We start from the raw sequence: 11,942 nt of genomic DNA, 5'->3' as shown, positions 1-11,942 counted from the left end.
GAATCTTCTTCAATTATTCTTTACCATCCCGCATCAAATGTAACTAATTTTTGAATTCCACGTTTTTTTCTCATGCAATGAAACCGCTTTCTATTTACTTGTTTTTACTCTATCATATATATATTATTTAGTCAACTATTTTTATTACATTTTGAACTTTTTTTCTTATTATTACCATAAAGAATTTTTTATTCCTTTAACTTGCTATTTTGAACTAAAAATTTTATAATGAAATTAAGCAAATAGGAAGGTTTATTATCTTTAATGAATACACTCGCAGAGAAATTCAGATTGAAAAGAAAAGAGTTGAGACTCTCCCAACAAACTCTTGCAGAAGGAATTTGTGAACAAAGCCAGATTAGTAAAATTGAGAGAGGGCATTTCATTCCCTCCGCAGACCTTTTGTTCAAACTCTCACAACGACTTGAAGTGCCATTAGATTATTTTTTTAATGAACAAATTGAAATTAAATCTAACCTCTCTAATTTCAAGCAATTATCTGCTCGACTATTAAATGACAGAAATTATGACAATTTGGAATATATTTATAGAATAGAGATTGAACGAAGTACTTTTCTAACACTAGAAGACCGAACTTACCTTGAATGGATTAAAGCTATTATTGACTTCTATCAATATGACAGTAAGTGTGAGGCAATTTCTTCATTGGAAAATATATTATTAAAAGTCTCTTCAAATACTCTGATTTATTTAAAGGCGTTGAATACTCTATCTAATTTCTATTCCTTAGTGGGTCGTGAACAAGAATATGAGGCAAACTACTCTCATTTGATGGAGTTATATCAGACAAAAAATTTTGAGCATCAAGAGTTTTTATTTGGCTACATCAGAGTTCGGTACAACTACGCTCACTACCTAGTATCAAAGGAAAAATATAATGAAGCCATCCAAGAAGCTCTTGAGACGATTGAACTCTGTAAACAAAGACAGACAAGCTACCAACTGGCTCCTCTACTTATTCTTGTAGGAAATGCTGGAGCCAAATTTCTAGACAAAGAACAAGTCAAAAATTATTATATAGAAGCAAGAGAGTTATGTAAGATTTATAACAATCCTTTAATGTTGATGAAGATAGAAAATTATTTGAAGGAATTAGATACTGTTTAGTTAATCTTGACATTATAGTTTTTCTGAAACGTTAAATAACCTGTAAGGCTGATAGTGAAATTAATACTATCAGCCTTATAATTATGTGACTGTTAGTCCGTCTCGCTCCGCTAGGTGCGAGACAAAAAAACCACCCGCTATGCGGGTGCGCGTCGAAGGTTATACCCAAAAAACTCCAAACGCGATACAATAAAGGTGTTCAAGCCAATTGTAAAGCGAAAGGAGAAAAATATGGCACAAAAGGCACATAGTTTATCACACACAGAGTGGATGTGTTCTATCACATTGTGTTCACCCCTAAGTATAGACGAAAAGTCATCTATAATCAATATCGAAGTAGTTTAGGCGAAATATTTCATCGCTTGTGTAGTTATAAAGGAGTTGAAATTATCGAGGGTCACTTAATGCCAGACCATGTACATATGTTAGTCAGTATTCCACCGAGGATAAGTGTTTCAAGTTTCATGGGGTATTTAAAAGGTAAAAGTGCACTCATGATGTTTGACAAACACGCCAATCTCAAGTACAAGTTTGAGAATCGGCATTTTTGGGCGGAAGGTTATTATGTGAGTACGATTGGACTCAATGAAGCCACAATTAAGAAATATATTCAAGAACAGGAAAAGCATGATATAGCACTAGATAAATTAAGTGTAAAAGAATATGAGGATCCCTTTAGGGATAGTGGTAAGTAATACTAAAGCCTCTTTAAGAGGCAAGTGACGAGTCAAGAGCAATAAGGCTTGAACAACGTGAAAGCCAGCGTCTTTAGGCGCTGGCTGGTAATTTGGGCTTATAGCTCTGGTTCAAACCACCCGTTAGACGGGTGGTCATGATTTACGAGTAAATACAAGTTCAAAGTGCTAAAAACAACTACCTTACTCTACAGATTTCAAGGCTTCAAGCATATCAACCTTTCTCAGATGATGATTGACGAAGAAACCAAGCAGGGTCAAAATAATGCTTACTACTGCCACTGGGATTACATAGACTTCCCAGCCTACCTGTGGGTAAAAGAGAATAGTCGCAGGCGAAATCATTTGAATCAAAAATTGATGTAAATAGAAACCAGATACCAGACCAAATACGATTCCTACAAGAGATAGTACAATCGTTTCACGGTAAATGTAGAAAGTGACTTCATTATTATGAAAACCGAGAACCTTAATAGTGGAGAGTTCACGGATTCTCTCAGCCACATTGATATTGGTCAGATTGTAGAGGATAACGATAGCCAATAGAACCGATACGATAACTAAGATGGTCATGGTCTGATTGAGTGAGCTTGCGACCGAGTCAAAGAGTCGAATGGCTGAAGCATTCTGGACGACACTGGACACCGCAGATTGATTCATGAGTAAACCTGCCTGCCTTTCGATACTAGTAGCACTAGAATCCTTTAGAGAGACCAGATAAGTATTAGCTTGCGGCACCTGTCCGTAAATTTGCTCATAGCTAGCTTGACTCATATAAATAAAATGACCAACGTAGTTCTCAGTAATAGCGACTACCTTTAGCTCCTTACCCTCAATTTCCAAAGTCTGCCCAACCTTAACACCTGCCAGATCGGCTAGTTTAGCTGTGATAACGACGCTATCTTTTAATGTCAGCTCTTGCTGATGATGTTGCAAATGGATAAAGGGTGTCAAATCTTCCTTCTCTGTCATCATAAGTGTAATGGTCTGAAGACCAGCCTTGCCTTTGAAATCCTTGTCTAGCGTTTTTGAATAGATTTTCTGGTAGGCTTGAATATCCTGCCCTTTCAACACTTCTTCGAGATCTGCCTTGTTTTGATTGGTCGCACTAGGATTTTCAGAGACAATCATCTGATACTGTTGGATTTGTTGAAACTGTCTAGACGGAACTCCTGCTACAGAGGATTGGATTCCCAAGCCTGCAAAGAGCAGGGAGACTGAACCTGCTACACCAAATATTGTCATCAACATCCGCTGTTTATAACGAAAGATATTACGAGCTGTTACCTTATGGGTAAAACTAAGACGGCGCCAAATAAAACCGATGCGCTCCAGTAAAATTTTAGCTCCTTTGACAGGTGGTTTAGGCAGTAAAAGCTGAGCTGCTTCATCATGAAGTTCCCTCCGAGCCACCAGATAGGCTGGTAAGACACTCGCCAACCAACTCAAGCCAAGAGCTAGTATACTATAGCTCCAATAGAACTGAATCTGGGTTTCTCCCACTACCATGCCTTTTGTAATGACACTTGAAATCACACTGGCTAGCAAATAATGACCAAGTATACTACCTAGAGTCGTTCCGACAGTCCCAGCTACTAGTCCATAAAGGAGAAACTTGGCGATAATATCCTTACTGCGATAGCCCAAGGCCTTAAAAATCCCTGCATGAGTTCGCTCTTCATCTACAAAACGAGTCATAGTTGTGAAGGTCACCATAGCTGCAACAGCATAAAGCACTACAGGAAAGATATTGCCCACTGCCCGAATACTGGCTGTAGCATTGCTGTACATGAGGTAGCCCTGACCACCTGGCATGGTCTGACGATTATAGACCTGATACTTGGGCTCAGCCAAATCATCTAAAACTTTCTGATGTTTGTCTAATTTTTCCTTTTCTTGAGCTAGACTTTGTTCAGCTTGCTTTAGCTTGTCCTCTTCCTTGTCCAATTCCTGCTTGGCTTGGGTAAGTTGAGCACGGACCTGGTCTCTCTGAGCTTGAGGGAGCAAGGCTAGTTGACTTTCCTGCGCCTGTAAACGAGCTTGAGCAGTTGCTAAACGACGCTTGCCTTCCTGCATATTAACCTGCGCCTTGTCAAGATTCTCTTGCCCCTTATCGAGAGACTCTTGCCCTTCTTTTTTCAAGACTTGCAGACGTGCCTTGCCATTATCTGATAAAGCTTGTTCAAGGTCTTCCTGATGTTGCTTGGATTTTTCTTCATAAGCTGATGAAAAAGCATTTAAACCTGCTAAATCTTGATATTTCAAACGAGCTATATTGTAGACTTTCTGATCAAACTGACTAGGTAAAATCACCCCGTAGGCTGTCAGAGTCCCACTTCCACTTCCTGCGTAACCCATATCTCGCTGGGAAAGGATTTCAGCTGAATTCACAAAACCAGTAATGGTATATGTATGGTCCTTTAAAGAGGAATGACCACCTTCTTTTTCTTTAAAACTAATCTCCTGTCCTACACTGTATTGACCCTGCAGATGACTGGCCAAAGCAATTTCCTGCTCTGACTGAGGAAGTCGCCCCTCTCTTAGCTGAAAGATTGAAATTCTCTCTGGTTTGGAGTATAGCCGAATGGCATCCTGCCCATTAGCCATGGTCACATCTGTCAAATAGCCAAACTCTACCTCTGCACCCTGCATCTGTTCTAGTTCTTTTTGATCTGCTTGATCCAAGCCATAGTTAGACATGACTGCCAAATCCAAGGTTTGAGCAGTGGTTAAATAAGCATTGGCGGTCGCCTCCATATTGGGACTAGTCACTTTGAGGCCTACTAGGGCTAGAGATCCTAACATCATCAGGGTCAAGATGGATAAAAAACGCCCCTTGGAGCCTGTGAAGGACTGAATCAAGTCCTTCCAATAAGTTTTTCGCGTAATCATGCTAGTACTCCAAACTGTCAATATCCTGAGGATGCTGGTTGAACACCACATCCTTAACACTGGCATCGTGCATATGAATCACGCGATCAGCAATGGGCGCCAAAGCTCCATTGTGAGTCACGATAATTACTGTCGCTCCCTTTTGACGAGACATATCTTGGAGAATTTTCAAAACCTGCTTACCCGTCTGATAATCCAAGGCTCCAGTCGGTTCATCACAAAGAAGAATTTTAGGATTTTTGGCTACCGCGCGTGCAATGGAGACTCGCTGTTGCTCCCCTCCAGAAAGCTGGGCTGGGAAATTATTGAGACGATGAGCCAGACCTACATCTGTTAAAACCTGCTCAGGATCCAAGGCATCCGTCACGATTTCCGAAGCCAGTTCCACATTTTCCTTAGCTGTCAGATTGGACACTAGATTGTAAAACTGGAAAACAAAACCGACATCATTTCTACGGTAATTGGTTCGCTGGTGGGAACTATAGTCTGCAATATTGACACCATCAATCCAGATTTCCCCCTCGTCATTGGTATCCATTCCCCCAAGAAGGTTAAGAACCGTTGACTTGCCTGCACCAGACGCACCTAGAATGATAACCAATTCTCCCTTTTCAATCTCAAAATTCACATCACGATTGGCCACAATCTCCGTGTCCCCAACCTGATAACGCTTGTAACAGTGTTTCATCTCAATATAAGCCATCAGAGCCACCCTCTCTCAAACAAATTACTTCCTACTACCATTATAACGCTTTTTCAACTAGTTGGAAACTGCTTACATTCTCAAATCCTTTAAAAAGGCAGTCTCAAATCACTGCCTTCCATTATCTTCTTAAAAATAAAACTGAACAAAATCGCCTTTTGCTGTCGCTACTGAAATACAATCTTTCCCCATACAATTCACTTTTACTTTTTCTTGATTGACTTCAATTACACTTTTTTCAATACCTAGATAAGAGACGCTCAAATCTCCTCCACTCCTTGATAAAATGGTCATCTGTAAGAGTTTTTTATCCTCCCAGCGCATGCTCACTTCAAAATGTCCACGTGCCATTAAGCCTGAAACGGAACCTGATGACCAAGCATCGGGTAGGGCAGCTAGAGGCACCAGATAAGCTGTATGAGACTGGAGTAACATTTCTGCCATGCCACTAGTAGCACCAAAATTACCATCTATCTGAAAAGGTGGATGGCTACACCAAAGATTGGGTAAGGTGGATGTCTTTAACTGCTCTGCTAATAATTTATGGGCTCGATTGCCATCTCCCAAACGGGCCCAGAGATTGATCTTATTAGCCTTGGACCAGCCTGTTCCCCCATCTCCACGATCATTGAGGCTAGCACGCGCAGCTTCAAGATAGTCTTGTCCCTTATGACTAAAGAGATTTCCAGGATAGAGTCCCACCAGATGGGAAGCGTGTCGATGTTGGGCCTCCACTTTCTCATTTTGAAAATACTGCTCTTCCTCCTCATACCACTCCCTAATTCGACCAGATTGAGTAATTTGAAGAGGATTTAGTAAATCAAATTTTTCTTTGACTTCCGTCAACAAGTCCGCATCCAGCCCCAATTCTTGAGCAGCCTGAATAAAATCATGGAATAATTGCCAAATCAGAGACTGGTCATAGGTATTGCCAATCGAAATCGGACCATGTTCTGGAGAATAAGACGGAGAAGAAACCCAACGCTGAGCTAGCTGATCCTCATGTAAAAAAGCATTCCAAAAACGAACCGTTTCCCTCAACATGGGATAAATTTTCTCCCTGAGATAGTCTTGGTCCCTGTAAAATGAGTAGGCCTCATAAACCGTTTGCATCATCCACGCATTGGCAGCTGGTGACCAACCCCAGTAATAATCCCAACCAGGTGCCGTCCAGCCAAAAGGAGTCGCTTGCGTATGGACCAACCAACCGTTCTCCTCCCCTTTCTGAGAAACGATTCCTGCATACCTTGCAGCCGCTAGGCGACCATAGACACGCAAATCATCGATATAGTTGATGACCGGAAAGGCCGTTTCTAAGAGGTTAGTCACATAGGCTGGCCAATAATTCATCTGCAAGTTGATATTCAAGTGATAGTCCGAATTCCAAGGAGGATTGTCTACTGCATTCCAGACCCCTTGCAGGTTAGCTGGTAGCGCATCTGGGCAATCTCTGGAAGAACTAATCAATAAATACCGCCCATACTGGAAGAACAGCTCCTCCAAAGCCTGCCCCTCTTGTGGCTTATAATTTTTTAACAAATCATCTATAGTGGATGCGTCAACTTCAGCCCCCAAATCCAATTGAACACGCTGAAATAAGGCTTGGTAGTCCTGAATATGCCTTGATTTCAATTGAACATAACCCTTTTCTTTAGCTATCTCCACCAGATTTTTTACTTGTCGCTCCAAATCTATTTTCTTGCGATAATTGCTAGCAGGATTTTGAGCAAAATCTGTCTTAGCTGCCAAGAAGAGATTGGCATAACTGGCTCCTGATATCTGAACCTTATTCAACCAGACTCTAATGTCTCCATCCGTTTGCCAAGCTAGACAGGCAGCAAACTGGAGATCATTATCCTTAACTCTTCCCTTCATCAAGATATGGGAATCAGTGATATCCAGCTGGCACTCCTTGTAATCAGACTTTTTCTGTTCATACTTTCCATCAGAAGCCAAATCATGTGTCAAGGACAGTTCTATAGTAAAATCTAGACTTTCCAATCCTTCCTTAGTAAAATGCTGCACCAAGAGATCATCTGGAAAACTCGCAAAGGCTTCACGTTCAAATCGCGTTCCCTTATAGGCATAAGAAGTCGTCGCAAGCGCCTTACTGATATTCAGCTGTCTCTGGTAATCCGTTACCTGAGACAAAGTCTTACCTTGCTGGCTAAACTCAATGAAAATATCTCCAAAAGATAGATAGGTTCCATATTGACTCGTTTTTGGCCCGACCAAATGCTGCTCAGCCAGTTCCTTAGCCCGATTATGATCTCTCATTTCCAAAGCCTGCCGAATTTCAGCTAAAAAACTATACTGATCTTGAAGATTTCCACCCTGATAATCTGAACTATCAGGAAGTGGACCACCAGACCAGAGACTTTTTTCATTGAATTGAATCCGCTCAGCCCCTATAAGCCCAAAAACTTTAGCCCCTAAAGAACCATTGCCTATCGGTAAGGCCTCTTCTTCCCAACTCTTGTAAGTGCTTGAAGCTGGTTGCTTGTAGGTTAGCACATAATCTTGTTGTTTATTCCTTATCATACTACCATACTAACATAAAAAGCCTAGAAATCAATTCTAGACTTACAATTTTTTATTTTCCAAGGTAGTATTCAGAAACTACGTTCAATTTTTCGTCGAATTCGAATACCAATGGCGGGAAGTTAGGGATTTCCACGTCCATGATTTCGTCATCTGACAAACCTTTGATGTGTTTTACAAGAGCACGGATTGAGTTACCGTGAGCTCCTACGAATACGTTTTTACCATCTTTAAGAGCTGGAGCGATTTTATCTTCCCAGAATGGAAGGGCACGTTCCAAAGTCACTTTCAAGTTTTCAGCATCTGGGATTACTGAGTCGTCAAGTGAAGCGTAACGACGGTCTGTGTGAGCTGAGTGCTCATCATCACGATCCATGTTTGGAGGCAATACATCGTATGAACGACGCCAGATGTGAACTTGCTCATCACCAAATTGTTCAGCAGCTTCAGCTTTGTTTTTACCAGTCAAACCACCGTAGTGACGTTCGTTCAAGCGCCATGATTTTTCAACTGGAACCCACAATTGGTCAGAAGCTTCAAGAGCCAAGTTAGTTGTTTTGATCGCACGTTTCAATACTGAAGTATAAGCTTGGTCAAATTCGATACCAGCTTCTTTGATCAATTTACCAGCGTCAATCGCTTGTTGTGTACCTTTTTCAGACAAATCAACATCAGCCCAACCAGTGAAAAGGTTAGCTTTGTTCCATTCAGACTCACCGTGGCGAGCAAAAACCAATTTTACCATTAGATGGATTCTCCTTTAAATTTTCCGAGGTTTCCCCTCGTTTATCTATTCTATTTTACACAATTTTTCACAAAAAAGCTAGTCAAAACCAAAAAGGAAAGGACTGTTTGGCAATCCTTTTCCTTATTTTTTATCCTTCAACTTTGAATTTTTTGAGACTTCCTAAAAATAGTGAACCACCGATAATTGCTAGGATTCCTCCTACCCAACCAAGAACTGGAATCAAGCCAACTGCTCCACCTACGATTAATAGAACAGAAGGAGCCGAACCAATACGACTTTCTCCCTTATAGTATACAATCGCAACAATTCCTAAAACTAAAATTGCAATTTTTAAAACGGTTGGAAGTAAAACTCCTGCAACTCCTGCAACTGTTGTAGATGCAGCTAATTCAGGACTCTGTGTAGCTGTTGCTGTAGCAGCTGTACTCACAACTGCTGCTAGTAAAAGAAACGGGGCAATAAGCAAGTAGAGTCCACCTACTAAACCAACAATACCACTATAAAGTGCTAAAGCTTTTGACTTCATAATAAATCTCCTTTTTTATTTTTTTCAAATAAAATTGTATCATATTTACTAAAAAAAAAAAAAAAGCATTTTCTGAAATTATAAAATAAAAACTTGCATAATATGAAATAAAATTAAGCAAATATGTGAAAAGAAATTTCCATTTCACCCTTGCTAGTCTCTTTACTTTTTGTTAGAATGATGTCAAAAAATAAAGAAGGTTAACATTATGCCACAACATCTCTTTAAAGAATTGTCTCAACTAGAGCAAGTAGAGGCTCTAGCTCTAGGATGTTCACGGGCCGGACAACATTTTGACCAAGACTCTGATTATGATGTATATGTATACCTCAGTGCTCCTCTCTCGCCAGACATACGAAAAGAAATTCTCAGTAAATACTGCTCCTATATGGAAATCGGTAATCAATTTTGGGAATTGGAAGACGATTGTGTTCTCAATAATGGTATCGAAATCGAGCTGATTTACCGCTCTCTGGACGAATTTGACAAAGATTTACAAGCCGTAGTTTTAGAGCACCAAGCCCAGAATTCTTACACTACTTGTATGTGGTACAATCTGCTCAATAGTAAGATTATCTACGATCGAGATGGTCACTATGCTGCCCTCCAGAAAAAGTACAATCTTCCTTATCCAACTGAACTGAAAAAGAATATCATAAACAAGCAGTTCCTGCTTCTCGACCAAGCTATGCCAGCTTTTTCAAGACAAATCAAAAAAGCCCTCAAACGCCAAGATTTACTCAGCATCAATCACCGCACTAGTGAGTTTTTCGCCTCTTATTTCGATTTGCTCTTCGCCTTCAATGAGCAGCTCCATCCAGGAGAAAAACGCATGCTCCAGTTCGCAAAAAACAATTGCTCTCATCTACCTCAAAATTTTGAAAACGATATTCAAGACTACTTTCAAAATCTCTACCAACTAGCTCACCAGCAGAAAACAGTCTTAACTTTGGAGCATCTCCTATCAAATCTTAAACACTTGATTGATGAATCCCTTTAGAATGCCAACAGATAAAAGCTCATGAAATCTACTTTTCAGATGATTCATGAGCTTTTTGAAATTCAAAAATATACAACGATGTAAAGTTATACTCAATGAAAATCAAAGAACAAACTAGGAAGCTAGCCGCAAGCTGTACTTAAGTACGGTAAGGCGACGCTGACGTGGTTTAAAGAGATTTTCGAAGAGTATTAATTGAAACAAGAAAACGACAATAAACTTCTAACATGATAAAAACGCATCATATCAGGTGTTCAACAACGTGATACAATGCGTTTTATAGTCTATAAGATTAGTTGTCCTTTCTTCTCAAATTGAGTTTTCCCTAGACTTTTCAACTTATTTCGCTTCAAACCCTTCTGCGACTGCATCCGCAAAGTTTTCTTCTACGATGCTTGCACAGTGATCACAGATGACTGCGTGGTAACTGCGTTCTGCTGTTGTTGGGTCAATACGACGGCAACGGTCACAGACTTCTCCTGCAGCGCGTTCAACAGTGAAGGCTACATCTTCGAAGCTAACGGCAGCTTCTGGAGCTGGTCCCTCTGCGATAGTCAATTCAGACACGATTAAAAGTTGAGCTACATTGCTGTTTACTGCTTCGAGTAAGGTTTTCACAACTTCGTTTGGATAAACTGTCAAGTGTGCTTCAAGTGATTTACCGATTACTTTGGCATTACGAGCTTCTTCCAAGGCTTTTTGAGCTTGTCCACGGAAGTTCATGAAGGCAGCCCATGTATCCAAGATTTCTTCTTGATTGACAAAAGTTTCCGCTTCTGGCAATTCTGACAATTGAACAAACTCTTCTACTTCAAACTCAAGGTATGACCAGATTTCTTCCGCAGTGTGAGGAAGGATTGGTGTCAAGAGTTTGGTGATTTTGACAAGAATGTCATAGAAGACAGTCTGCATTTGACGGCGTTCCAATGATTTGGCACCTTCGATATAAACAACATCTTTGGCAAAATCAAGGTAGAAGGCTGACAAATCAACGTTGATAAAGTTCACCAAGGCCTTGTAGATTGTCAAGAATTCAAAGTTTGCATAAGCATCACGAATGGTCTTAACAAGCTGGTTAAAGCGAATCGTCATGTACTTATCAACTGAACGAAGCTCATCGTAAGCTACTACATCTTGAGCTGGGTTAAAGTCAGATGTGTTAGCAATCAAGAAACGAAGGGTGTTACGAATCTTACGGTAAGTTTCAGAGACTTGGCTCAAGATATCCATAGAGATACGTACGTCATTGCTTGAGTCAACACTTGTTACCCAGAGACGCAAGATTTCAGCACCAAATTGTTTTTCAACATCGCTTGGAGCAATAGTATTTCCAAGAGATTTAGACATCTTCTCACCTTTACCGTCAAGGGCAAAACCTTGTGACAAGATTTGTTTGTAAGGTGCTACGCCATGGTTGGCAACAGATGTGATGAGTGAAGAGTTGAACCAACCACGGTATTGGTCAGAACCTTCTAGGTAAAGGTCTGCTGGGTAAGTCAACTCAGGACGGTTTACCACAACCCCATTCCATGATGAACCTGAGTCAAACCAAACGTCCATGATATCTGTTTCTTTCTTGAACTCACCATTTGGAGAACCTGGATGAGTAAATCCTTCTGGCAAAAGGTCCTTAGCATCACGTTCCCACCAAATGCTTGAACCATGTTCCTCAAAGAGTTGAGCCACGTGTTCAATCGTTTCAGCAGTCA

8 protein-coding genes and 1 pseudogene are annotated in these 11,942 nt (G+C 40.5%); 3 read left to right on the top strand and 6 right to left on the bottom strand.

Annotation, left to right across the window (positions count from 1 at the left end; translation table 11 throughout):
* The first annotated feature begins 264 nt into the window (after positions 1–264).
* On the top strand, positions 265–1,128 hold the full coding sequence (locus tag RWM06_RS04560) for a helix-turn-helix transcriptional regulator (RefSeq protein ID WP_313970259.1): 864 nt from the start codon (positions 265–267) through the stop codon (positions 1,126–1,128).
* A 231-nt stretch (positions 1,129–1,359) separates the two neighbouring features.
* Positions 1,360–1,823 (top strand): annotated as a pseudogene (tnpA, locus tag RWM06_RS04555) (IS200/IS605 family transposase).
* A gap of 183 nt (positions 1,824–2,006) precedes the next feature.
* Here the strand turns inward: tnpA and RWM06_RS04550 are convergent.
* The 5 genes from RWM06_RS04550 to RWM06_RS04530 all read right to left on the bottom strand — a co-directional run bounded on the left by RWM06_RS04550 (position 2,007) and on the right by RWM06_RS04530 (position 9,233).
* Positions 2,007–4,715, bottom strand: a complete 2,709-nt coding sequence (locus tag RWM06_RS04550; RefSeq protein WP_313970258.1) for an FtsX-like permease family protein — start codon at positions 4,713–4,715, stop codon at positions 2,007–2,009.
* 1 nt (position 4,716) lies between these two features.
* Positions 4,717–5,418, bottom strand: coding sequence for an ABC transporter ATP-binding protein (locus tag RWM06_RS04545; protein WP_313970257.1), 702 nt, complete (start codon positions 5,416–5,418; stop codon positions 4,717–4,719).
* Between the two features lie 129 nt (positions 5,419–5,547).
* The gene (locus RWM06_RS04540; RefSeq protein ID WP_313970256.1) at positions 5,548–7,959 is read right to left on the bottom strand and encodes a glycoside hydrolase family 95 protein; all 2,412 of its coding nucleotides are present in this window, start codon (positions 7,957–7,959) and stop codon (positions 5,548–5,550) included.
* A 52-nt stretch (positions 7,960–8,011) separates the two neighbouring features.
* Positions 8,012–8,704: a phosphoglycerate mutase gene (locus tag RWM06_RS04535; protein WP_000240129.1), complete on the bottom strand. Its 693-nt coding sequence runs from the start codon at positions 8,702–8,704 to the stop codon at positions 8,012–8,014.
* Between the two features lie 130 nt (positions 8,705–8,834).
* The gene (locus tag RWM06_RS04530) at positions 8,835–9,233 is read right to left on the bottom strand and encodes a hypothetical protein (protein ID WP_313970255.1); all 399 of its coding nucleotides are present in this window, start codon (positions 9,231–9,233) and stop codon (positions 8,835–8,837) included.
* Between the two features lie 208 nt (positions 9,234–9,441).
* On the opposite strand from RWM06_RS04530, the gene RWM06_RS04525 reads away from it, so the two are divergent.
* Positions 9,442–10,233 carry a DUF4037 domain-containing protein gene (locus tag RWM06_RS04525; RefSeq protein WP_313970254.1) on the top strand — a complete coding sequence of 264 codons (792 nt, stop codon included), beginning with the start codon at positions 9,442–9,444 and terminating at the stop codon, positions 10,231–10,233.
* 339 nt (positions 10,234–10,572) lie between these two features.
* On the opposite strand, the gene RWM06_RS04520 is transcribed toward RWM06_RS04525, so the two are convergent.
* On the bottom strand, positions 10,573–11,942 hold a 1,370-nt coding region (locus tag RWM06_RS04520), incomplete at its 5' end, for a class I tRNA ligase family protein (protein WP_313970253.1).

The sequence above is a fragment of the uncultured Streptococcus sp. genome (assembly GCF_963516575.1).
GTDB lineage: Bacteria > Bacillota > Bacilli > Lactobacillales > Streptococcaceae > Streptococcus.
Note: the sequence above shows the minus strand (reverse complement) of the source record. Positions and strands in the feature narration are given on the sequence as shown.

Excerpts from the sequence above, each read along its gene's own strand:
- RWM06_RS04560 (WP_313970259.1), top strand. The coding sequence starts at position 265 with ATGAATACACTCGCAGAGAAATTCAGATTGAAAAGAAAAGAGTTGAGA.
- RWM06_RS04550 (WP_313970258.1), bottom strand. The coding sequence starts at position 4,715 with ATGATTACGCGAAAAACTTATTGGAAGGACTTGATTCAGTCCTTCACA.
- RWM06_RS04545 (WP_313970257.1), bottom strand. The coding sequence starts at position 5,418 with ATGGCTTATATTGAGATGAAACACTGTTACAAGCGTTATCAGGTTGGG.
- RWM06_RS04540 (WP_313970256.1), bottom strand. The coding sequence starts at position 7,959 with ATGATAAGGAATAAACAACAAGATTATGTGCTAACCTACAAGCAACCA.
- RWM06_RS04535 (WP_000240129.1), bottom strand. The coding sequence starts at position 8,704 with ATGGTAAAATTGGTTTTTGCTCGCCACGGTGAGTCTGAATGGAACAAA.
- RWM06_RS04530 (WP_313970255.1), bottom strand. The coding sequence starts at position 9,233 with ATGAAGTCAAAAGCTTTAGCACTTTATAGTGGTATTGTTGGTTTAGTA.
- RWM06_RS04525 (WP_313970254.1), top strand. The coding sequence starts at position 9,442 with ATGCCACAACATCTCTTTAAAGAATTGTCTCAACTAGAGCAAGTAGAG.